Below are 21,871 nucleotides of genomic sequence, written 5' to 3'. Positions count from 1 at the left end.
GCTATGAGTTTTATAAATGATAGTTAACCAGGTGTTTTTTCCTGGTTAAGTTTTCGTTTTACGATGTATAATAAAAATGTTCCTATGGCAGCAATCAGGGTCATAAAAATCCAGGTATTTTCATACCCAAAATTATTTATGAATTGCATTCCAGAATTATGACCAAAGATATGAGCAAGAGAAAAAGACATACTATATAATGCCATATAGGCTCCTTGTCTTCCTTTTTTTGACCTATCTAAAGCAAAAGCATTTCCAAAGGGAAATGCGACCATCTCCCCGAGTGTGGCGATAATCATTCCGATAACCAAAACTCCTGCCCAGGGAGTAAACAATAGTAGTAGAAAGCTTATACCTGTTAGGACAAAACCTCCAATAACATTGCCTATTCTAGATAGTTTGGTTTTTTCTAGGTATGCTATTAATGGCATTTCAAAGAAAAATATCAAAGCACCATTTAAAGCAAGTAATAATCCAATTTTCTGCTCTGATAATTGGTGTATTTCTTTATAATACAATGGGATTGTAGAAAAATACTGCACAAATATAAAACCAAATAAAGCCAATGCAATTAGAAACAAGACATAAGTGCCATCACTATGAGCACTTACCGGGTTTTCGACAACAACTTCCTTATCCAATACTTTTGCTTTTTTGGGATGAAGCGTTTGTATCATGACAAACCCAGCTATAATGCAGGTAATCCCGTCTATCCAAAACAAACCATAATAACCTATAGACGCTATAATTAGCCCGCCAATTGCAGGACCGGCAGAGAAACCTAGATTGATAGCAAGTCGAATAAAAGTTAATGATCTGGTTTTATTCTCTGGTTTACTATAGGCGCTTAATGCTACAAAAAAAGCAGGCCTTGCCATATCAGCAATTGCAATTAGAATAAAGAAACCAACACAAATACTCCAGAAACTAGTAAAATATTGAATAGTTATAAATGAAACTCCTGTTAATAACAAAGAAATAAGTATGACTTTATAGTAACCAATTTGATCACATAATTTGCCTCCTAACCAAGCACCTAAAAAAGAACCTAATCCATAACTGGTCATAATCCATCCTACTTGTTGTAGCGAAAAGTCCAGGTCATCGGTTAAGTATAGAGATAAAAAGGGGATTACCATTGCCCCGGCTCTATTGATTAGTGTGATCAAAGCTAACCACCACACCTCTTTTGATAATCCAGAAAAAGAGTTGAAGTAATGAAGTAAAAGTTTTAGCAATGTATTTATGATTTGTATTAGACTTCCAATTAATAGATAAAAGTAGCTTTTTATCTATTATTTAAGCATAATTTTATTAAAATTAATTAGTTAACTAATTGTAAATTGTACTTTTGCAAAAAAATAAAGGGGAAGTGTTCAGAATATCAATTTTATTTGTGTTTTTTATTGGGAATATAATTGCTCAGGATTCTATAGCGATAAAAAAAATATTATCTTTTCAGGAAGAACTTAATAAAGATTTTGCTTCTGAAGAAACGTCACCTTTAATACCAAAAGATTTAGAACGTTTTAAAACGCTCGATTTTTTTGAAATTGATACTTCTTTTTGTATTCGTGCAAAATTTGTTCGTACACCATATGAGACACCTTTTGTTATGAAAACCACAACGGGTAGAGAACCTTTATATGTTAAATATGGAGAGGCTCATTTTATATTTCGACAAAAGTCTTATGTGTTACAGATATATCAAAATCAAGGATTAAAGACTCAACCAGAGTTTGAAGATTATTTATTTCTTCCTTTTACAGATTTAACTAATGGAGAATTAAGTTATGCAGGAGGGCGTTTTATAGACCTTAAAATTCCTGAAGGAGACTATATTGTTATTGATTTTAATACTTCTTATAATCCGTATTGTGCTTATAACGATAGATATTCTTGCCCAATACCTCCAGAAGCAAACCATCTGGATATAAAGATTCCTGTGGGTGTTAAGGTGTATAAAAAGTATCCAGAGAATGAATAAAAAAAGCGCCCTGATGATTCAGAACGCTTTTGTTTTATAAAAAGATATACTAGAATTTATATACAGCTCCAAGTACAAAAGAAGAAAGACTTTTTGTTGCCTCTCTATTATTATCTAAAAAGAAATCTTCAGAAGTTGCGTCTATTCTTAATTCTGGTTTAAGAGTTAGCTCTCCAATAGTATAATTTCCTGTAAGTGTAGCTGTGATAACATCTCCATCACCTTGCGTATCTAAACCAATTACATCTGTTAACCCGCCATTGTACACCGAGAAATATTCTCCTCTTATTCCTATAGCGAATTTTTCAGATGTTCTGTATTGAGGATATAATGCTACTCCGTAAAACCCAGAAGCATCTCCGTTTTCTTGTGGTTCTGTAGATACATAAGTTGTATTTACTCCAAGGTAAAAATCTTGTGTCAGATCCCATCCGGTAGTAAGATCTACCTGAAAAGTAGGGCCTACTTCTCCGGGCTCTCCTTCATTACCATATCTAAAGTTAAGAAAAGCACTACCATTATCTAAGGTGTATCCTATTTGTGCTCCAGCAATGTAGGTGTCAAACGGATTATTGTCTGTATAATCACTAGGATTCATTACAGCAAGCATGGCAGACCATTTTTCACTTATTGCAATATCTGCTTTCAAACCAGTATGAGATAAAGGACCATAAGTGAACATATATGAAGTAGAATAATTGAAATTTTCTGTCGGCGAAATCATTTCATATCCAATAAAAGTATTAAAATTACCGAAGGTAAGTTTAACACTTTCAGTTACGTTCCAATAGACATATAACTGGTTTATAATTTGAGCAGAATCATCAGAATTAAATACAGCGTCTTCGCCTCTGGGTCCAAAAACAAGATCAGCTACAAATCCAACTTTTTCACCTTCGTATCCTAAAACAGCATTAGCCATGCCTAATGCAAAACCACTTTCGTCTGCAAAAAATGTTTGAGGGGCTACCGAATTGTCATTAGGAGCTGCAAAATTGTACCTGTAATATCCATCAACTGATCCTGATAAGCTTATTTTGGACAATAATTTATCAAGTGTCGATTTTGGTTTTTCTTCCTGGCTAATGACATTGAAACTCAAAAAAAATAAAGTAAAGAGAGCTACTTTTTTAAAAAATTTTGTGATAACCTTTGCTTCCATAGTTAGTTTTAATTGTTGTAATTATTTTTGATTAGGGGTGTAAAACTATGTAAAAGAATTTGAACCCGAAAGGATAAAGTTGTAAGGTGTTTTTAATGACAAAAAGTATTTAGAGAATGAATAAAAAAAAGCGTTCTGATGATTCAGAACGCTTTTGCTTTATAAAAAGGTATACTAGAATTTATATACAGCTCCAAGTACAAAAGAAGAAAGACTTTTTGTAGCTTCTCTATCATTATCTAAAAAGAAATCTTCAGAAGTTGCGTCTATTCTTAATTCTGGTTTAAGAGTTAACTCTCCAATAGTATAATTTCCTGTAAGTGTAGCTGTAATAACATCTCCATCACCTTGTGTGTCTAAACCAATTACATTTGTTAACCCACCATTGTAAACCGAGAAATACTCTCCTCTTATTCCTATAGCGAATTTTTCAGATGTTCTGTATTGAGGGTATAATGCTACTCCGTAAAACCCAGAAGCATCTCCGTTTTCTTGTGGTTCTGTAGATACATAAGTTGTATTTACTCCAAGATAAAAATCTTGTGTCAGATTCCATCCTGTAGTAAGATCTACCTGAAAAGTAGGACCTACTTCTCCGGGCTCTCCTTCATTACCATATCTAAAGTTAAGAAAGGTGCTACCATTATCCAGGGTATATCCTATTTGGACTCCTGCAATATAAGTATCAAACGGATTGTTGTCTGTATAATCACTAGGATTCATTATAGCAAGCATAGCAGACCATTTTTCACTTATTGCAACATCTGCTTTCAAACCAGTGTGTGAGAAGGGACCGTATGAGAACATATATGAAGTAGAGTAATTGAAATTCCCTGTTGGTGAAATTACTTCATACCCAATAAAAGTATTAAAATTACCGAAAGTAAGTTTAACGCTTTTGGTTACATTCCAATAAACATATAGCTGGTTTATAATTTGGGCAGAATCATCAGAATTAAATACAGCATCTTCGCCTCTGGATCCAAAGACAAGATCGGCTACAAATCCAACTTTTTCGCCGTCATACCCCAAAATAGCATTAGCCATACCTAGCGCAAAACCATTTTCGTTTGCAAAAGATGTTTGTGGAGCTACCGAATTGTCATTAGGCGCTGCAAAATTGTACCTGTAATAGCCGTCAACTGATCCTGATAAGCTTATTTTGGATACTAATTTATCGAGTGTTGATTTTGGTTTTTCTTCTTGGCTAATGACGTTTAAACTCAAAAAGATTAATGTAAAAAAAGTTACTTTTCTTAAAAAAAATGTGGTGGTTTTTGTTCTCATAATTAACATGGATTACCGTTATAATTAGTTTTTAATTGGTACGGTAAAACTATATAAAAACACTTATACCCTATAAAATATAGGGTATAAGTGTTAATTTTTATACATAATGTATTTTATACCCTTATAAAATTAGGGTATAATTTTTATTTTGATATATTTTGAGAATTTGAAAGTACCTTTTTTAACTTTCTTTATGATATTGCATTTGTTTTATTTAAAAAGGCCTTAATAAACACATTAGAAAGTGAGATTAGCTAAAAACTTAATGTGAGTTTATTTAAATAGAGAATATTGGAAATGATAAGTACGGCAAAAATTTAGAGTAATGCCTGATTACCTTTTTCTTCGGTTCTGATTCTGTAAGTGTCCTGGATATTTGATACAAATATTTTTCCATCACCAACTTCTCCGGTTTTAGCAGAATCTATTAGTGCGCGAATTGTTTTTTCCTCAAATTCATCAGAAACAACTATAGATAAGTATCTACGTGGTATATCAGATGTATTATAGGTGATCCCTCTATATATATGGCCTTTCTTTTCATTGCCAACACCTGTTACATCCCAATAGGTAAAGAAATTCACTTCAATTTTATGTAGAGCTTCTTTTACGGCTTCGAATTTTGATTTGCGTATAATTGCTTCGATTTTTTTCATAAGCCTTTACTTAAATTAATTTCCGGTACAATTTTTATTGGATTATTTCACAATAAACATTCCTAAAAATATGAAAAGAACTCCAACCACAAATGATCCGGCGGCATAGATGATGAAGTTGATAAAATCTCCGGATTTTAGTAATACATGATTTTCGTAGGCAAATGTAGAAAAAGTGGTAAACCCTCCACAAAAACCTGTTGCCAAGAGGGTAACAGTATTTTGTGATATTACATTGTTTTTAAGCGCTAGACCGAGAATAATCCCAATAAAGAGACTTCCTAAAATATTAGCTGTAAAGGTACCATATGGGATTCCTGTAGAAGAGCTATTAAGGTATTTACTTATAAGATAACGTGCGATGCTACCTGTGCCGCCTCCAATAAACACCAAAAGTATTTGTTTCATCTGTTTTTATCTATTGTTTTAAAGGTCTGGCTAGTATTAATTTATGTTTGTATAGAATTTACAAAACGATATATGTTCGTATCAACTTGGTTACTATATGATCATAAATTAATAAACTGCATTCTATGATTCAATAGAATGCAGTTTATATAGTGTTATTTTATTGGAATATATATTTCTGTAACCCATTCAGCAGGATTTGGTTGTAATCTTGGCTCTACGCGATACACCTCAAAAGCTGCAGATTCTATATTTGGTTCTAGATTGTTCTCTGCAATATATTTGTAACCAGCTTCCCATGCTTCTTTTAGGTTAATGTAATCTCCTTTAAGTGTCGTCTTCACTACTTTTTGTCTGGGTAAAAAATCACAAAGAATAGAACTTTCTTTAGGAGTGATTACTTTATCTCTGGTTGGGATTGCGGTAGAGAAAATTGCTGTTCCTTGTTCTTCATTATACTCATTATATAACGTAAAGGGCATACCTGTTTGTGGAAGATTATTTTGTTTCATATATGTATCCACTGCAGGGATCATATCTTTCATTTTTTCAGGAATTATAGCTATTGAAGAAGCAGTAGCACTGTACATATAAAACCCGCCCCCATGTTCTGTAACTCCATCTACATGAACAGCATATTTTTTCATTTTCTCATCAGTGAATGCATCGAGTTTTTCGAGTCCACGAGCATACATAGGTTTTATCATTTGGGATATAGTACTATCTTGAGTAGCCCAAAATGCCTTTTCCATAAAAGATTGTTCACCTTTCATTCCCCAAGTTACTTTAGTCTTTTTGCCTTCGATTTTTTCAAATTTCCAGTACACGTCACTTTTGCTTTCGCCCATAGGAGTGATAAATGTGATATTTTGATCTATGCTGGTAAATGGAGAAGTTTTTATGGTTTCCATTTTACCGTCTCCCTCTGTTTCACTTTTCCAGCTATAAGAAGCACCTTCACCACTTGTTTTTTCGGGATATTCCATAATAAAATCATCAGATTCATCCATCCAAGGCCCCCATTTGTCCCAGGTTTTATATTCATTGATTGTAGCAAATAATAACTCATCAGGAGCATCTATTACTCTACTTTCTTCTACTTGATACTCACCGTCTATGGTAGCAACATAAACAGCTCCGCCAATTATTACTAATAATAATAGAAAAAATAAATATTTTACTATTTTCATGTTAGTTAGTTTAGATTGTTTGGTCAGCTAATATAAACAATTTTAACATCCTTTTATTTTGTTACATTTGTCAAAACAATAAAATAAAATAAATGAAACTCGACAGAATATTATTTTTTATAGCAATCACTAGTTTAATGATTGCATGTAAAAAGGATCCAAGCGTTAAGGATCAAATTAACCAACAAGAAGAAAAACAGGAAGTAGCAGAGGAAAAGTTTGATTATGTTGTAGAGCAATTTGCTGATCTGAAAATTTTAAGATACCAAATACCGGGTTGGGATAATCTTACTTTGAAAGAACAAAAATTAGTGTATTATCTTACACAAGCAGGATTAAGTGGAAGAGATATTATGTGGGATCAGAATTACCGTCATAATCTTACTATCCGAAAAGCATTAGAAAAAGTCCACACTTCTTATGACGGAAATAAGAGTGATGCAAACTGGAAAACTTTTGAAACGTATCTAAAACGAGTTTGGTTTTCTAACGGGATTCATCATCACTATAGTAATGATAAGATTAAACCAGAATTTAGTCGAGATTACTTTAGCTCTCTTCTTGCAGCGACAGGAACCGAAGTGTCTAAAGAAGTATACGAAGTGATCTTTAATGATCAAGATGCTAAAAAAGTAAATCAAGCAAAAGGAGTTGATAATGTAGCACTATCTGCGGTTAACTTTTATGGCCCTGGAGTTACTAATACCGATGTTACATCATTCTATAGTAAAATGAAATCTCCAAATGCAGAGAAACCTTTATCTTTTGGTTTAAACTCTCAATTGGTAAAAGAAAATGGAAAATTAAAAGAACGAGTATATAAATCAGGAGGATTGTATGGATCAGCAATCGACGAAATTATCAAATGGTTAGAAAAAGCAAAAGCTGTAGCAGAAAATGAAGCACAAGGAGATGCTTTAGGGCTATTGATCGAATATTATAAAACAGGAAATTTACAAACCTGGGATGATTATAATGTGGCATGGACTGCAGCTACAGAAGGTAATATCGATTACATTAATAGTTTTATTGAAGTATATAATGATCCATTAGGATATAGAGGTTCTTATGAAACTATTGTACAGATCAAGGATTTTGATATGTCTAAAAAAATGTCTGTGCTATCAGAAAATGCACAGTGGTTTGAAGATAATTCTCCATTAATGGATGCTCATAAAAAAGATAGTGTTGTAGGGGTTTCGTATAAAGTAGTAGCTGTTGCCGGGGAGGCAGGAGATGCATCACCAAGTACACCTATAGGAGTAAATCTTCCTAATGCAAACTGGATTAGAGCTGCTGTAGGTTCTAAGTCTGTATCCTTAGGAAATATTATCGGTGCTTATAATAATGCTGGTGGTTCGGGACGTTTAAAAGAGTTTGTGCATGATGATGAAGAGTTTGAACTAGAAGAAAAATATGGACAATTAGGAGATAAATTACATACAGCGTTACATGAAGTAGTTGGTCATGCATCTGGAAAATTAAACCCAGGAGTAGGAGAAACTAAAGAAACATTAAAAAACTATGCTTCTACTATGGAAGAAGGTCGTGCTGATTTAGTTGGGTTATACTATTTAATGGATCCAAAATTACAAGAACTAGGATTAGTTGAAGATTGGGAAAAGACAGGTAAAGCTGCTTATGATGGATATATTAGAAATGGATTAATGACACAATTGATTCGTTTAAATCTTGGTGATGATGTAGAAGAAGCTCATATGCGTAATCGCCAGTGGGTTAGTGGCTGGGCTTTTGAACAAGGAAAGAAAGATAATGTAATCGAAAAAGTAAGTAGAGAAGGAAAAACCTACTTTAATATTAATGACTATACCAAACTACGTGAAATCTTTGGTCGTTTATTAAAAGAAACACAACGTATCAAATCTGAAGGAGATTATAAAGCAGCAGAAGCTTTGGTAGAAGGATATGGTGTAAAAGTTGATCAAGCTGTACATGCAGAAGTATTAGAGCGTAATAAGCAATTTACATCGGCACCGTATAGTGGTTTTGTAAATCCTGTTTTAGTACCAAAAACGGATGATGCAGATGAGATTATAGGTTTTGAAGTATTCCAACCTAAAACCTTTGAAGAACAGATGTTATGGTACAGTAAGAATTATAACTTCTTACCTGAGGTGAATTAAGAAATAAAAATCAATTTAGGTATAGAGTCCCCTTTTTAGTATTTTATCAAAAAAGGGGACTTTTTTTGTAAAATTATTCTGGAGTCTTTTCTTTCTTTGGTTTAAAATTTAATTCTGCTTTATAGCCAAATTGTACATTAAAGAAATTAGAACTAGCATCTAAACTTCTTCTTCCTTGTTCATATTGTAATCTAATAAATATAGCATCATTTTTATTGCCAGGAGTATAAAAATAAGCTTCAGAGTTTATGGTAAACGTATCGAAGTTGAGAACTCTGTTTTCTAAGATATTATTATTTTGATAACGATTAAAATAAAAGGAAGCATGCAATCCAAAGTTGTGAAATCGTTCTATTTGTATTTCGCTTCCTATTCCAATACCTAGAGTAGTGGTATTTATTTTGTCATCTGTATCTTTTTTGGTGATTTCTGTTACATCTAATGCCCCTTTAGCCTTAAAGAGTAATTTATAAGGGAATTTTTTTCCAAATCTAGTTTCAAAAAGATCTAACTCTCCTCCAAAGTTCAAAAAAGATTTTTGTATTAAATCAAGTTCATCATCTAATTCTACAGGTAATGTCCTGTCATCATTGTCAAATCTGGAATACCTGATTTTTGTTTTCATTTTTTTAAGCATATAGTTAAAACCGTTAAAAAAACTAAATGGGTTAAGATAAAAAGTACTACTACCTTCAAAACTTACGATACCATTAGATGCCTCATCAATCAACCCTAAAAAATCAGAATAAAAACGAAGATCGATAACAGATTTTAGATTGTTATCGATACTAACTTTATAATTCTCATTTTCTTGAGATAAACTAATGTTATCACTTTCTATGACATACCTTTTTCCGTTTTCGTGATTAAAACCAACTAAGTCAACTAATAGTATATACTTTTCATTTTTATCATCATTTTGATTGCTATATAGCTTTATGGTATTTTTCTTTTTATTGAAACTAAAAATACTGGTAGTAGATTTATTATAAAAAAATTCATTTTCACTATCATTGTCTACAATAGCGTTGATGTCATATATCACACCATCTTTAATTTCTATATTCACACTTTTTATATTGATAGCGGTTTGATTGTTTGGATCATTTTCTTCATATACTTTAACATCTTTTCCCTTTTTAATAAAAGTAAAAGTTCCTATGAATTCTTTTTTGTCTAGTGTGTTTAACTCAGATAGGATTTTGAAGATTTTTTCTATAGTTTCATCAGGTTTATTGTCAGGATCTTCTACTACATCTTCTAATGTTTCGAGCGTTTCTTTGTCGAGCCCCATTTTTTCTTCTAACATGAGCAATAATGTTTCAGAATTCTTTTTTGTGATTTCATTTTTTTGCTGATTTAGAACTTCTACATTTTTCTTGTCTAGTTTTGTTTCCAAATTACTACTAATTTGATTTACAATTTCATTAATAGTTTCTTTGGTTAATGTACTTTTTTCATCTTTTTCTTCATTTTTATCTTGAGCTATTCCTTTAGATATTGATATGATAGAGATGAGTGTAATTAAGATAATTTTTTTCATGATTATAGTTGTTTAGTGCATACCAAAACTACCTTTCAATCAAGCACAAAAAAATACCCATAGCAGGGTATATTTATCTTTTAAAGAAGGGGGAGAGTTACCTAAAAATCATACTTTTTTTCAATGGCATAGCGCAATAATTCTCCTTTGCCGTGAAGACCCAGTTTACGTATGATATTTTTACGATGGGTTTCTACAGTAGACACCGAATTGAAACGAATGGCAGCGATCTCTGATGAGGTTTTTCCTTGTCCGATAAGTTTTAAGATTTCCCGTTCACTTTTTGATAATAGTTGTTTTTTAGGAGCTTGTTTGGCATCTTTAGAAAATAGTGAGGGGTCAATATCAGCATCAAAATAAGTCTCTCCCCTTGCTACATGTTGTATTGCGATTAATACTTCTTCCAGGGGTGAGTTTTTAAGTAGGTATCCAGAAGCTCCAGCTTCAATCATTTGTCGAACAGCATCTTCCTGATCAAACATAGAGAAAGCAATGATTTTGGTATGAGGAAATTCTTTTTTTATGATTTTGCAAGCTGCAATACCATCAATTTTAGGCATTCTGATATCGGTAAGTACAACTTTAGGTTGTTTTCTTCTCACAATATTGAGTAGTTCTTCTCCATCATTGGCCATACCAACAATACTAATTTCTTCTTCATACCGAAGAAGAAGTTCTACACCGTCAATAAGAGATTGGTGGTCTTCTGCAATTGCTATAGTGATCATATAGGTATATTTATAATGATATTAGTTCCTTTTCCTATAGTAGAATCAATCTCGAAGGTTCCCTGGAGATGTTCTACTCGTTTTTCAATATTTCTTAATCCCATTCCTTCTTTTTTGGGTAATACTTTGGCATCAAACCCTTTACCATTATCCTCTAGGATGATATTTAAAAGAGAATCATGATTGGTTAAGGAAATATGGATTTCTGAAGCTTCGGCATGTTTAATAGTATTGGTAATTAACTCCTGTATCATCCTAAAGATTGATATTTCTAAAGCATTATCCAATCGTTCTTGTAGCCCATAATCCTGTACTTCGATATACAATCCATCACCATTAGACACTTTTTTAGCGAGCTTTTTAACCGCAGGTAATAATCCTTGATTGGCCATAACTCCACTGTTTTTTTCATGAGCAATGGTGCGTACTTTTTGGTAGGCTTCATCTAATAGTGCATTCGTTTTGGTATATAATTCTTCTACATGTTCAACTTTGGGGTTATCTTTATGATGTTGTAAATGCTGAAAATGAAGCTTAACCGTAGCGAGTGTACTTCCCAGGTTATCATGCAGTTCATTAGCCAAACGTTGCCGTTCTTTTTCTTGTCCAGAAATCATAGCATCGATAGCAGTAAGCTCTTGTTCTTTAAGCAACTTTTCTGTTTTTTGGATTTCGATCTCTCGTTCTTGCTCAGCGATGCGTTGTTTGCGTTTGGTGTTTTTGTAAAGTAAAAATGCCATGCTACTGCCAAGAATAAGCATAGAGATAGAACCAATCCATAGTATTTGTTGTTCGCGTTGTTCTTTTTCTACCTGATTTTGAAGTTCTTGGTTTTCCTTTTGCTCAATTAAAATTTGCTTTTCTTTTTCTGCTGCACGATACTTGTTTTCGGCATCTATTATTGCATTGTTTTGAGATTGGTTATCTATTGTATCGTTTATAGCTAATAACTTTTCGGCATATTCAAGAGCCCTTTTAGGATCATTATTCTGTTTATGACTAATCAATTGATTTTTGTAATAGATAGCTCTGGTTTTGATATCATACTCTTCAAGGTTTATGCTGTTTGTTTTTTGAAAAAAAGTTATAGCTTTCTGATAATCTCCAGAATTTTCATGCGCTTTTGCTTGATTGTTATAGTTAATTGATATTTGCTGTTGTAGCCCATACTTTTGAAATATGCTTAAGGATTTATCGAAGTAAAATAACGAAGAGTCTATTTTTTTGTTGATAGTGTTATGAGCAACCCCCATATTCATTTCTATGAATGCAATTTTTACTTCTTTCTGAATCTTATCTTCTAATCTATTTAGTTGATGAATTGATTTTTTATAAAAATATAAGGTGCAATTTAGATCATTCAGATTTAAATATAAATCCGCTTCTATAGAGTAAGCCCTAGCAAGGTAAATAGGTATTCTGGATGAGTGTGCAAAATTCCAATATTCGATTCTAAATGGGGAAGGGTCAATTTTTAAATCTTTTTGGTGCATTAATAAATTATAAATCTCATAATTGGTATTAGCTATATGCCTTAAGCTATCTGAAACTTTAAGTTTTTTTTTAGCTTCTAATAACTCGTTAAACCCCTTGTGGTGCTTGTCTTTTCTTGTGTGAATTATACCTAAATAGTAATGATAAAGCCCATTTTGAAAATTATTTTTTAAGGGTTTAGTGTTCTGCAGAGATATCAATGCAGAATCTAACTCATATCTATTAATTTGATTTTGAACTTGTTTGAAAATATGATTTTGCCCATAAGAAAAACCAGTAACAAAAAGTATTACTGGTAAAATTCCTAAAATGATATTTTTTTTGATTTTCATTAAATACTTACGATTATGCTTCCGTCTTTGGTTTTTGGTGTTGGTTCAGGTAGGGTGCAATTAAACCTTTCAATAACCTCGCATCTTTCACCATATACCTTAAACAAAAACGTAATTTTATCTTTAGGTCTTAGAGTTAATTTCCCAAAATGATTTTCATCGGCGGGAAATTTTGGAGGAATTATATCATCCCCTAATTTACTCATATGTATTAATACATAATCTTTATATTCAAAATCGGTATTAACACATCGGGTGATTTTACAAATTTTAAATAGTTTTTTAGTTAAGTTGTTTAAAAAGAAATCGATATGTTTTATGTTTTCATCATGCCAAAGAAATTGTGCTTGTAAATCAATTTCTTTATCATTAAACAAAAATAATTTTTTTTGACTTTGATATGGCCAATTTCTTTTTTGTGGTATTCTTTTTTCCATAATGTTTAATTGTTTAGTAATTTGAAATTATCAAGAGTGAAGTGATCTATGAGTGTTGTGGTGATTATGTTATTTTGAATTTCATTAAATACTTCTTGTTTTTGACAGAAAGGTTTATTAAAAATGAAATTAATATCGTTGGCAACAGAATATCTTACTAGTTTCCCATTGTGTAATCTCTTTCTTAAGCTGGTAAGACTGAATATAAGACCTACTACTTTTTCTTCTTGATTTTCCTTTGAGATAAGCAACGCACCAGAATCACCATCAGTTGAAATATCTTCGATAAGGAGTTGTCTTTTAAATATTTTTTGTCCTGATGAATATTGAATTCTTATAGTTGTATTAATTGAATGTATGCATGTATAATTTTGTGAACAATGGTTGCTTCCAGAGTATGAACCGTATCCATTTTGATACACGGACATTCCAATTTTTGGTTGAGTAATTGCCCACTTTTTGAGTTTGTATCTGGATAAAATTTCACATGAAGTTTTCTTATTAAATTTTATAAAAGCAACTTCTTTGTATGTGTCAACCGCAGTCCAGAATAATGTTCCTATTGATTTTCCATTAGGGCAAAAGACATCTTCCCCTAAATTCATTTTTGAGCCTGAAAAAATATGCCAATTTGTAATTCCAAATAAAGAATCGGGATATTGTAGAAGTTTAAATATACCACCTAAGGTGCCTTCATTTTGCCCTTCACTTATTATAGGTTGGCTACCGTATGGATACTTAAACCAAGATCCATATTCCGAAATGTTTTCAAACTCTTCTTGAGTACTTTGAGCACTTTTCACAAAGCTAGAATATTGACTTAGCTTTATGTTATCAGAAGTAACAAATTGATTTTTTACAGGAATACTTATTTTTTCAATTATTGATGTATTTGTTTGAATCAAAGAATATGCCTCTTGGTTGTTGATAGGGTAGTCTATTTCTTTTTGAACATAATTTCGAATTCTATGATAAAACTCAGAAGGGACAGGCAATAAAGCAGGGACCTTATTTTTGTCAAACTTCCCTAAATATGCATCAATTGCCGTGATGTTGTAATCTATCTGCACAATTCCGTCACCTTCTTTATTTATACCTATTTCTAGGCCATAACCACGTCTGTTTTTTTTATTGACTTCTACAACAGCTATATACATTATGTATGGAGATCTGAGTAGAAAATGTTCATAAAAATCTAGTACTTCATTAGCTTGCTCAATGGATGTATATAATAAGTTGTCATTCATGATGATTAATTTCAAATATTAAACAAATACACTATTTAGATGTTAGATAGAATTTACCTTATAGATTTTTAAATTAATTTCACTTTGTCATTTAGTATACTCCAAAATTCTTAAAAAAGAGATCGTTAATCCATACCCAATACAAGGTATTTCGTCTTAATAGTTTTAAAAAAAACCAAAAGATAAACGGGTTACATACCAATACGGTAGTAACCAAAATGCAACTATTTTGACTGAATTCTAGGGGTGAATGTGATTTACTCGGGTTGTAAATACGTCTTTAACGCAAAAAGCAACAAAATAAAGATAATAAAACCAATGAGAATAAAAAGACTACCCTTATAATATTTGCGATGTAGTTTGATATCTTTTCGATAGCTAAATATCATTAAGATGATAAATGCTACGACAAAAAATCCTGCAAATATTAACTGGCCCTGACTAAACATAAATTGTTATTTTTACGGCAAAGATAATCTATAAAAATATACTGATGAAAGATAAAATTGCTGCGGTACAAGAATTTCATACCTCATTTAAACTAGGATATAAAAACGAGCCTATAGCAGATTTGGGAGAAGCTAAAAACACACTTCGATTTAACTTGATGAAAGAGGAGAATGAAGAATATTTAGAGGCTGCTCAAAACAAAGACTTGGTTGAAGTTGCAGATGCTTTGGGCGATATGCTATATATCTTATGTGGTACTATTATCGAGCATGGTATGCAGCACAAGATAGAAGAAGTGTTTAACGAGATACAGCGTAGTAATATGAGTAAACTGGGCGAAGATGGGCAACCTATTTATAGAGAGGATGGTAAAGTACTTAAAGGGCCTAATTATTTTAAACCCAATATCAAAGAAATCTTAGATCGATAAACAAAAAAACTCCGGAAGAACATTCCGGAGTTTTTTTATTGTATAAGAAATATCTTTTCTAGCATCTAGCTATACTTTATGTCTCCATCCAAAAGTATCTTCGGCTTTATTGTATTGAATATCCATTAGTGCTTTTTTGAAATGAGAAGCATAAGAATTTTCTTGCTTTTCGATTTCATAATGCTCTCCTTTATACCCAAAAGCTTTTACCGGGCTCACCACAGCAGCAGTTCCTGCACCAAAAACTTCTTTTAGACTTCCGTTTTTTGCAGCTTCTACAATTTCACTAACCTTAACAGGTCGGACATCTACTTTAATACCTTCTTTTTCGGCAATAGTAATTAAACTTTTACGAGTGACTCCATCAAGAATTCTATCACTAACAGGAGCGGTAAGTAAAGTATCATTAACTCTAAAGAATACATTCATGGTTCCTGCCTCTTCCATATATTCATGAGCATTAGAATCGGTCCAGATGATTTGTTGGTACCCTTGTTCTTGTGCAAGTTTTGTTGGATAAAACTGCCCCGCATAGTTTCCGGCGGCTTTTGCATATCCGAAACCTCCGCTAGCAGAACGGCTAAATTTTTCTGCAACCAATACACTTACATCACCACTATAATAGGATTGTGCAGGTGAGCATATGATCATAAATTTATATTCATCTGCTTCAGAAGCAGAAACACTTGCCTGAGTTGCGATAACAAAAGGACGTATGTATAATGAATTTCCGTAACCAGGTTTGATCCATTCATCATCTAACTTTAATAGGGCATTTAAACCTTCAAAAAAGTAATCTTCAGGAAATTCTGGTATAGCCAAACGTTCAGCAGATATGTTGATACGTTTAAAATTTTCATCAGGTCTGAATAAAAAAGTATCTCCATTATCATCTTTATATGCTTTCATTCCTTCAAAAACTGCTTGTCCATAATGAAAAACACGAGCAGAAGGCTCCATAGTGAGCGGTCCGTAAGGAACAATTTCTGGTGTTTGCCATTCTCCATTCACATAATCACAGACAAACATATGATCTGTAAAAATTTTCCCGAAATTAAGGTTTTCAAAATCTACTTGTCCGATTTTAGACTCACTTACTTCACTAATTTTCAAGGCTTGAGAAATTGTGTTTTTCATTTGTTTCAGTCGTTTTAATTATTTTACATTACATTAATTAAAAGATCAAGAATGAGTGAGGTCACTACATACTATGGTAAGAGATTTAAATAGTTACTTTGAAGAAAAGAGTATCTAAATTTCTTAATGCTTGCTTCGCTTGGTTTATCTTTTAAAAGTTAATGACAGTAGTGGGCTTTTCTATAGCTTGTTATCATATTCTTAGTCTCAAAACCAAAGAAATACTAACATTCTTCTAATTCACTACAAAAATACCCTTTTCTTATAAAATAAGAATTTTAAAAATGTTTAATTTTGCAAAACATATAGATAATAAAGGATTATGAAAAAAAATGCATTGTTTTTTGTAGGATTGTTAGTACTAGTAGGTTGTAATTCATCGATTAAAACAGAAAACTTCTTTTCTGTTAAAGATATTTCAAACGAAAATTATAAAAGTTTTGGCGATAAAGTATCTTCTGATCATATTTACAATAGAGATGCAATAGCAGAAAAATATAAAAATTTAAAAGAGGGAGATACCGTAGCAGTTGCTTTTTCTAGTACTGTAAATGCGGTTTGTAAGGCTAAAGGTTGTTGGATGAAAGTAGCTTTGGATGGAGATAAAGAAACTATGGTAAAGTTTAAAGATTATGGTTTTTTTGTGCCAAAGGATATAGAAAATGATACTATCATTGTTCAGGGGAAAGCATTTGTGAGCGAGATGTCTGTAGATGAGCAACGTCATTTCGCCAGTGATGCAGGAAAAACTGAAGAAGAAATTGCTAGTATTACAACTCCTAAGACAACGTATTCTTTTGTAGCAGAAGGTGTTTTGATAAAAGAATAATGCAAGAAGAAATAGAGCGTAAAATTATTACTACTGCAGATGGTTCAAAAACCATTCACTTGCCAGGATTGAATGAACATTACCATTCTAAGCATGGGGCAATCAATGAGGCAAAACATGTATTTATTAAAAGTGGATTCGATCATATTCTAAGCAAAAATAAGCTTGGGGCGTTGGATATTATGGAGATAGGTTTTGGGACTGGTCTAAATGCTTTTATAACATTTCTTGAAGCCGAAAAAATCGATCTACCCATTCATTATGTTGGGGTAGAAGCATACCCTGTAACATTACCCGAGGCCAAACTAATGAATTATCCAGAAATACTTGCTGTAAAAGAAAAACAATGGATTTTTGATGAGATGCATCAATCTTTGTGGGAGTTACCAGTAGAGATCACTTCGAATTTTAAACTCTTTAAGCGTAAACAGTTTTTTGCTGATATACAGGATAAAAACAGTATTGATTTAATCTATTTTGATGCTTTTGGAGCTAGAGTACAACCTGAACTTTGGACAATAGAAATTTTTAGGAAGATGTATGAAGCACTTCAGTTTAAAGGAGTTTTGGTTACTTATGCTGCCAAAGGGAGCGTAAGGCGTGCTATGCAAGAGGTAGGTTTTGTGGTAGAAAGACTTCCCGGCCCACCGGGAAAACGAGAAATGCTTAGAGCTACAAAAGTAGAATCATAAATACACTATTTGTTAGGAAGTTAGAAGAATACTAAACGTATGTTAAAGCTATAATAAAGAGATAGGTTTTATTATAAGGTGGTAGTATTTTGCAATAGATTATAGTGAAATGAAACAAACATTTTAATGAGAGAACGTAGTGACAATACACGTTTTTAGTTTTTTAATTAATTTATAATCATATAATTACTAAAATTTAAACATGTGAAAGTTTTAATTACTGGTGCAACGGGTTTGGTAGGTCAGGAAATAGTTAATCTGTGTCACCAATCTGGAATTGAAGTAAACTACCTCACCACTAGTAAAGATAAGCTTAGTTCTAAAGCGAACTATACAGGCTACTTTTGGGATCCCAAAAGAGGCGAAATCGATACCGATTGTTTTAATGATGTCGAAGTGATTGTTAATCTTGTTGGCGCTACGGTTGCAAAACGATGGACATCTTCCTACAGAAAAGAAATACTAGAAAGCAGGACACATACTGCTTCTCTTATTTTAGAATCGTTAAAAAACATCAAACATTCGGTTCGTCATATTGTTTCTGCAAGTGCTATTGGTATATATCCGGATTCTTTTCAGAATTATTATATGGAAGATGCTCCCGAGCGTGATACTGGATTTTTAGGAGAAGTAGTTACCCAATGGGAGAATGCTGTTTTACAGTTCAAAATGTTAGATATCGAAGTCGGTTTACTTCGTATTGGATTAGTTTTATCCGAGAAAGGAGGAGCTTTTCCTAAAATGGTAAAACCTATTCGATTTGGAATGGGAGCTTTTTTCGGAAACGGGAAACAATGGCAAAGCTGGATTCATGTTCAAGATCTGGCTCGCATATTTATGTTTGTAATAGAAGAAGAGTTAACGGGGGTTTTTAATGCGGTAGCACCTAATCCTGTATCTAATAAAAAGCTAATGAATACAATAGCAGAGAAATTAAATAAAAAAATAGTTTTACCCAATGTACCAAGACTAACGATGAAGTTGTTTCTAGGAGAAATGCATAGTCTTTTGTTTTCTAGCCAGCGTGTTTGTAGTAGTAGGATTTCTACCACAGGGTTTAATTTTAATTTTGACAATATCGCTTCAGCAGTAGATGTACTTATTGATGAGGAATCCAGATAAAAAAAACCGATACTCTCATGAGTACCGGTTTGTAATTACTTCAAAAGATAAAAAGCTATTCTAAGACTTATTTGCTTTTATACTTATCTTTATTTCAATATCATCATTAATAAATTTATCTCCCAGATCTCCAAAAACTGATTTAGAAGCATAATTTACACTCCAATCAGTACGGTTAATGGTAAAAACTTCAGAGTTTAATTTCATTACATCACCTTCAACAGAGGTTGTGGCAGGAAATGAAATGTTTTTCTTGATATCTTTTAAGGTTAGGTTACCTTCGATATAAGTTTTCCCTTCTTTTTCACTAATTCCGGTAACTTCAAAAACTCCTTTTGGGAATTTGGCAATATTAAAAAAGTGATCTTCTGTTCCTTCTCCTTCTCCTTTAAGGTGTCCTTCTAAATCAGCTTTGCTATCTCCTTCAAGATCAGTAACATTTATAGAGGTCATGTCAATGATAAAAGACCCGCTCATGATTACTCCTTCTTTAGCTTCAAAGGTACCGCTGGTTAATTTTAATGTCCCTGTATGCTTTTCTAATGGTTTAGATCCAACCCAATCTATAGAACTTGATGCAACATCTACACTGTACATAATAGCTTCTACCGGAGCTTCTTTTACTTCTTCTGGAGTATTAGCTTTGGTTTCGTTTTGTTTTTCTCCTTTACAAGAATAAGCGGTTATTAAAAGCACAGTAACAATAAGTGTGCTGGCAAATCTGATTTTCATAATATTAGTTTTAGTTAAAAATGATGTCAAAATTATTTTTTTATAGAAAGAATACTCTTAAATATATACTAAAAAATTCCTGTGACATTATGACATTAATTCAAAAATGGCAGTACTTTTGCTTATTCAAAATGAAAACGTATAAAAGGTACGAGTTACATGAGTAAGAAAAATAAAAACACTGAAGATGTAAAAGATCAAGTAGAGGAAGTACTTGATGCTCCTGTTGAAGAAACAGAGACAGAAGAGGTAGTAGATGCAGAAGCACTACTAAAAGAAGAGCTTGGAAAGGAAAAGGATAAGTTTTTAAGACTTTTTGCCGAGTTTGAAAATTATAAAAAAAGAACCTCTAAAGAGCGTTTAGAATTATTTAAAACTGCAAGTCAGGATGTTATACAATCTATGTTACCTGTATTAGATGATTTTGATCGAGCATTAAAAGAAATTGAGAAATCAGAAGATACTGCAGTTATTGAAGGTGTAGAGCTAATTCATAACAAATTGAAGGAAACTTTAAAAAGTAAAGGTTTGTCTGAGGTAGAAGTGTCTGCAGGAGATGTTTTTAATGCTGATGATCATGAGGCGATTACTCAAATACCTGCTCCAAATGATGATCTAAAAGGAAAGATTGTAGACGTAATAGAAAAAGGTTATAAGTTGGGAGATAAAGTGATTCGTTTTCCAAAAGTTGTGACTGGTCAATAAGAAATTATGAAGGAAGATTTTTACGACATATTAGGCATTAGTAAAAATGCTACAGGAGCTGAAATAAAAAAGGCGTATCGAAAAAAAGCTATAGAATATCACCCCGATAAAAACCCCGGTGATAAAACTGCTGAAGAAAAATTTAAAAAAGCAGCAGAGGCATATGAGATTTTGAGCGACCCTGATAAAAAGGCACGTTATGATCAATATGGACATCAGGCTTTTGAAGGTGGCGGATTTGGCGGTGGCGGCGGAATGAATATGGATGACATATTCAGTCAATTTGGTGATATTTTTGGTGGTGGATTTGGAGGCTTTAGTGGTTTTGGCGGCGGAGGCGGCGGAAGACAACGAAGAGCTAAAGGAAGTAATCTTCGTATTCGTGTTAAACTTACACTAGAGGAGATAGCCAATGGTGTTGAAAAGAAGATTAAGGTAAAACGAAAAATTCAAGCACCAGGAACCACTTATAAAACATGTAGTACATGTAATGGTGCAGGACAAGTAACAAGAATTACTAATACTATATTAGGAAGAATGCAAACGTCTTCTCCTTGTCCTTCTTGTGGAGGCGCTGGTCAGACGATAGATCATAGACCTAACGATGCAGATGCTCAGGGTTTAAAAGCTATAGAAGAAACAGTTAGTATAAAAATACCTGCAGGAGTAGAAGATGGGATGCAACTTAAAGTTGCAGGAAAAGGTAATGAAGCTCCTGGTAATGGGGTCGCAGGAGATCTTTTGGTAGCTATAGAAGAACAGGAACATTTAGAATTGCAAAGAGAAGGAAATAATTTGCATTATGACTTATATATTAGCTTCTCTGAGGCCGTTTTAGGAGCATCCAGAGAAATTGATACTGTATCTGGTAAAGTAAGAATTAAGATAGAAGATGGAGTTCAAAGTGGTAAGATTTTGAGATTGAGAGGAAAAGGAATTCCAAGTCTTAATGGTTACGGGAAAGGCGACCTTTTGGTACATGTTAATGTATGGACACCAAAAGCCTTGAGCAAAGAACAACGAGAATTTTTTGAAAAAATGGCTAAGGATGATCACTTTAAACCCAGCCCCGATAGTGGAGATAAGTCATTTTTTGAAAAAGTAAAAGATATGTTTTCATAGTTAAATTAGATGATTTGAACTACTTCTAATCATT

22 protein-coding genes are annotated in these 21,871 nt (G+C 32.7%); 8 read left to right on the top strand and 14 right to left on the bottom strand.

Features of this window, described 5'->3' with window-relative positions:
• Window positions 1–23 precede the first annotated feature (23 nt).
• The gene (locus tag DG435_RS10065; RefSeq protein ID WP_106792337.1) at window positions 24–1,238 is read right to left on the bottom strand and encodes an MFS transporter; all 1,215 of its coding nucleotides are present in this window, start codon (window positions 1,236–1,238) and stop codon (window positions 24–26) included.
• A 134-nt stretch (window positions 1,239–1,372) separates the two neighbouring features.
• On the opposite strand from DG435_RS10065, the gene DG435_RS10060 reads away from it, so the two are divergent.
• Window positions 1,373–1,987, top strand: a complete 615-nt coding sequence (locus tag DG435_RS10060; protein ID WP_106792379.1) for a DUF1684 domain-containing protein — start codon at window positions 1,373–1,375, stop codon at window positions 1,985–1,987.
• 49 nt (window positions 1,988–2,036) lie between these two features.
• Here DG435_RS10060 and DG435_RS10055 read toward each other — a convergent pair whose 3' ends face one another.
• The 5 genes from DG435_RS10055 to DG435_RS10035 all read right to left on the bottom strand — a co-directional run bounded on the left by DG435_RS10055 (window position 2,037) and on the right by DG435_RS10035 (window position 6,693).
• Window positions 2,037–3,149, bottom strand: a complete 1,113-nt coding sequence (locus DG435_RS10055) for a porin (protein WP_106792338.1) — start codon at window positions 3,147–3,149, stop codon at window positions 2,037–2,039.
• A gap of 174 nt (window positions 3,150–3,323) precedes the next feature.
• A complete protein-coding gene (locus DG435_RS10050) occupies window positions 3,324–4,436 on the bottom strand; it encodes a porin (RefSeq protein WP_106792380.1) in 1,113 nt (370 codons plus the stop codon).
• A 320-nt stretch (window positions 4,437–4,756) separates the two neighbouring features.
• The gene (locus DG435_RS10045) at window positions 4,757–5,095 is read right to left on the bottom strand and encodes a P-II family nitrogen regulator (RefSeq protein ID WP_106792339.1); all 339 of its coding nucleotides are present in this window, start codon (window positions 5,093–5,095) and stop codon (window positions 4,757–4,759) included.
• 42 nt (window positions 5,096–5,137) lie between these two features.
• Window positions 5,138–5,503, bottom strand: a complete 366-nt coding sequence (gene crcB / locus DG435_RS10040) for a fluoride efflux transporter CrcB (RefSeq protein WP_024772137.1) — start codon at window positions 5,501–5,503, stop codon at window positions 5,138–5,140.
• A gap of 155 nt (window positions 5,504–5,658) precedes the next feature.
• On the bottom strand, window positions 5,659–6,693 hold the full coding sequence (locus tag DG435_RS10035) for a GyrI-like domain-containing protein (RefSeq protein ID WP_106792340.1): 1,035 nt from the start codon (window positions 6,691–6,693) through the stop codon (window positions 5,659–5,661).
• A gap of 92 nt (window positions 6,694–6,785) precedes the next feature.
• On the opposite strand from DG435_RS10035, the gene DG435_RS10030 reads away from it, so the two are divergent.
• The gene (locus DG435_RS10030; RefSeq protein ID WP_106792341.1) at window positions 6,786–8,837 is read left to right on the top strand and encodes a dihydrofolate reductase; all 2,052 of its coding nucleotides are present in this window, start codon (window positions 6,786–6,788) and stop codon (window positions 8,835–8,837) included.
• A 73-nt stretch (window positions 8,838–8,910) separates the two neighbouring features.
• Here the strand turns inward: DG435_RS10030 and DG435_RS10025 are convergent, their stop codons facing one another.
• From DG435_RS10025 to DG435_RS25940, 6 genes are all read right to left on the bottom strand, one after another.
• On the bottom strand, window positions 8,911–10,380 hold the full coding sequence (locus tag DG435_RS10025; protein ID WP_106792342.1) for a hypothetical protein: 1,470 nt from the start codon (window positions 10,378–10,380) through the stop codon (window positions 8,911–8,913).
• A 101-nt stretch (window positions 10,381–10,481) separates the two neighbouring features.
• On the bottom strand, window positions 10,482–11,108 hold the full coding sequence (locus DG435_RS10020; protein WP_106792343.1) for a response regulator transcription factor: 627 nt from the start codon (window positions 11,106–11,108) through the stop codon (window positions 10,482–10,484).
• Window positions 11,105–12,934 (bottom strand): sensor histidine kinase, encoded by a 1,830-nt coding sequence (locus DG435_RS10015; protein WP_106792344.1) that lies wholly within the window; start codon window positions 12,932–12,934, stop codon window positions 11,105–11,107. The genes DG435_RS10020 and DG435_RS10015 overlap by 4 nt, the downstream gene beginning before the upstream one ends.
• Entirely contained in the window at window positions 12,934–13,371 is a 438-nt protein-coding gene (locus tag DG435_RS10010; protein WP_106792345.1) for a hypothetical protein, read from the bottom strand. The genes DG435_RS10015 and DG435_RS10010 overlap by 1 nt, the downstream gene beginning before the upstream one ends.
• Window positions 13,372–13,376: 5 nt before the next feature.
• A complete protein-coding gene (locus tag DG435_RS10005) occupies window positions 13,377–14,618 on the bottom strand; it encodes a hypothetical protein (protein ID WP_106792346.1) in 1,242 nt (413 codons plus the stop codon).
• 257 nt (window positions 14,619–14,875) lie between these two features.
• Window positions 14,876–15,067 carry a hypothetical protein gene (locus DG435_RS25940; RefSeq protein WP_035096817.1) on the bottom strand — a complete coding sequence of 64 codons (192 nt, stop codon included), beginning with the start codon at window positions 15,065–15,067 and terminating at the stop codon, window positions 14,876–14,878.
• Window positions 15,068–15,111: 44 nt separating this feature from the next.
• On the opposite strand from DG435_RS25940, the gene DG435_RS09995 reads away from it, so the two are divergent.
• Window positions 15,112–15,498: a nucleoside triphosphate pyrophosphohydrolase family protein gene (locus DG435_RS09995; RefSeq protein ID WP_106792347.1), complete on the top strand. Its 387-nt coding sequence runs from the start codon at window positions 15,112–15,114 to the stop codon at window positions 15,496–15,498.
• Between the two features lie 69 nt (window positions 15,499–15,567).
• Here the strand turns inward: DG435_RS09995 and DG435_RS09990 are convergent, their stop codons facing one another.
• Complete coding sequence (locus DG435_RS09990; protein WP_106792348.1) at window positions 15,568–16,635, bottom strand: branched-chain amino acid aminotransferase; 1,068 nt, start codon at window positions 16,633–16,635, stop codon at window positions 15,568–15,570.
• Between the two features lie 322 nt (window positions 16,636–16,957).
• Between DG435_RS09990 and DG435_RS09985 the strand changes: the two genes are divergently transcribed.
• The 3 genes from DG435_RS09985 (at window position 16,958) to DG435_RS09975 (ending at window position 19,278) form a co-directional block, all read left to right on the top strand.
• Complete coding sequence (locus tag DG435_RS09985; RefSeq protein ID WP_106792349.1) at window positions 16,958–17,464, top strand: DUF4920 domain-containing protein; 507 nt, start codon at window positions 16,958–16,960, stop codon at window positions 17,462–17,464.
• A gap of 11 nt (window positions 17,465–17,475) precedes the next feature.
• Window positions 17,476–18,156 (top strand): tRNA (5-methylaminomethyl-2-thiouridine)(34)-methyltransferase MnmD, encoded by a 681-nt coding sequence (mnmD, locus tag DG435_RS09980; protein WP_106792381.1) that lies wholly within the window; start codon window positions 17,476–17,478, stop codon window positions 18,154–18,156.
• Window positions 18,157–18,360: 204 nt separating this feature from the next.
• A complete protein-coding gene (locus DG435_RS09975) occupies window positions 18,361–19,278 on the top strand; it encodes a TIGR01777 family oxidoreductase (RefSeq protein ID WP_106792350.1) in 918 nt (305 codons plus the stop codon).
• Between the two features lie 60 nt (window positions 19,279–19,338).
• On the opposite strand, the gene DG435_RS09970 is transcribed toward DG435_RS09975, so the two are convergent.
• Complete coding sequence (locus tag DG435_RS09970) at window positions 19,339–20,010, bottom strand: YceI family protein (protein WP_106792351.1); 672 nt, start codon at window positions 20,008–20,010, stop codon at window positions 19,339–19,341.
• A 159-nt stretch (window positions 20,011–20,169) separates the two neighbouring features.
• On the opposite strand from DG435_RS09970, the gene DG435_RS09965 reads away from it, so the two are divergent.
• Window positions 20,170–20,715 carry a nucleotide exchange factor GrpE gene (locus tag DG435_RS09965; RefSeq protein ID WP_106792352.1) on the top strand — a complete coding sequence of 182 codons (546 nt, stop codon included), beginning with the start codon at window positions 20,170–20,172 and terminating at the stop codon, window positions 20,713–20,715.
• A 6-nt stretch (window positions 20,716–20,721) separates the two neighbouring features.
• Entirely contained in the window at window positions 20,722–21,837 is a 1,116-nt protein-coding gene (gene dnaJ / locus DG435_RS09960; RefSeq protein WP_106792353.1) for a molecular chaperone DnaJ, read from the top strand.
• Window positions 21,838–21,871 lie beyond the last annotated feature (34 nt).

Source organism: Aquimarina sp. Aq78 (assembly GCF_900299525.1).
Classification (GTDB): Bacteria; Bacteroidota; Bacteroidia; order Flavobacteriales; family Flavobacteriaceae; genus Aquimarina.
The sequence above is the reverse complement of the archived record's forward strand: the minus strand, read 5'-3'. Positions and strand labels throughout refer to the sequence as shown.

Coding starts and splice junctions, on each gene's coding strand:
- DG435_RS10045 (WP_106792339.1), bottom strand. CDS start 5,095: ATGAAAAAAATCGAAGCAATTATACGCAAATCAAAATTCGAAGCCGTA.
- DG435_RS10035 (WP_106792340.1), bottom strand. CDS start 6,693: ATGAAAATAGTAAAATATTTATTTTTTCTATTATTATTAGTAATAATT.
- DG435_RS09995 (WP_106792347.1), top strand. CDS start 15,112: ATGAAAGATAAAATTGCTGCGGTACAAGAATTTCATACCTCATTTAAA.
- DG435_RS10025 (WP_106792342.1), bottom strand. CDS start 10,380: ATGAAAAAAATTATCTTAATTACACTCATCTCTATCATATCAATATCT.
- DG435_RS09965 (WP_106792352.1), top strand. CDS start 20,170: ATGAGTAAGAAAAATAAAAACACTGAAGATGTAAAAGATCAAGTAGAG.
- DG435_RS09990 (WP_106792348.1), bottom strand. CDS start 16,635: ATGAAAAACACAATTTCTCAAGCCTTGAAAATTAGTGAAGTAAGTGAG.
- DG435_RS10050 (WP_106792380.1), bottom strand. CDS start 4,436: ATGAGAACAAAAACCACCACATTTTTTTTAAGAAAAGTAACTTTTTTT.
- DG435_RS10015 (WP_106792344.1), bottom strand. CDS start 12,934: ATGAAAATCAAAAAAAATATCATTTTAGGAATTTTACCAGTAATACTT.
- DG435_RS09970 (WP_106792351.1), bottom strand. CDS start 20,010: ATGAAAATCAGATTTGCCAGCACACTTATTGTTACTGTGCTTTTAATA.
- DG435_RS10030 (WP_106792341.1), top strand. CDS start 6,786: ATGAAACTCGACAGAATATTATTTTTTATAGCAATCACTAGTTTAATG.
- DG435_RS09985 (WP_106792349.1), top strand. CDS start 16,958: ATGAAAAAAAATGCATTGTTTTTTGTAGGATTGTTAGTACTAGTAGGT.
- DG435_RS10005 (WP_106792346.1), bottom strand. CDS start 14,618: ATGAATGACAACTTATTATATACATCCATTGAGCAAGCTAATGAAGTA.
- DG435_RS10010 (WP_106792345.1), bottom strand. CDS start 13,371: ATGGAAAAAAGAATACCACAAAAAAGAAATTGGCCATATCAAAGTCAA.
- crcB (WP_024772137.1), bottom strand. CDS start 5,503: ATGAAACAAATACTTTTGGTGTTTATTGGAGGCGGCACAGGTAGCATC.
- dnaJ (WP_106792353.1), top strand. CDS start 20,722: ATGAAGGAAGATTTTTACGACATATTAGGCATTAGTAAAAATGCTACA.
- DG435_RS10055 (WP_106792338.1), bottom strand. CDS start 3,149: ATGGAAGCAAAGGTTATCACAAAATTTTTTAAAAAAGTAGCTCTCTTT.
- DG435_RS25940 (WP_035096817.1), bottom strand. CDS start 15,067: ATGTTTAGTCAGGGCCAGTTAATATTTGCAGGATTTTTTGTCGTAGCA.
- DG435_RS10020 (WP_106792343.1), bottom strand. CDS start 11,108: ATGATCACTATAGCAATTGCAGAAGACCACCAATCTCTTATTGACGGT.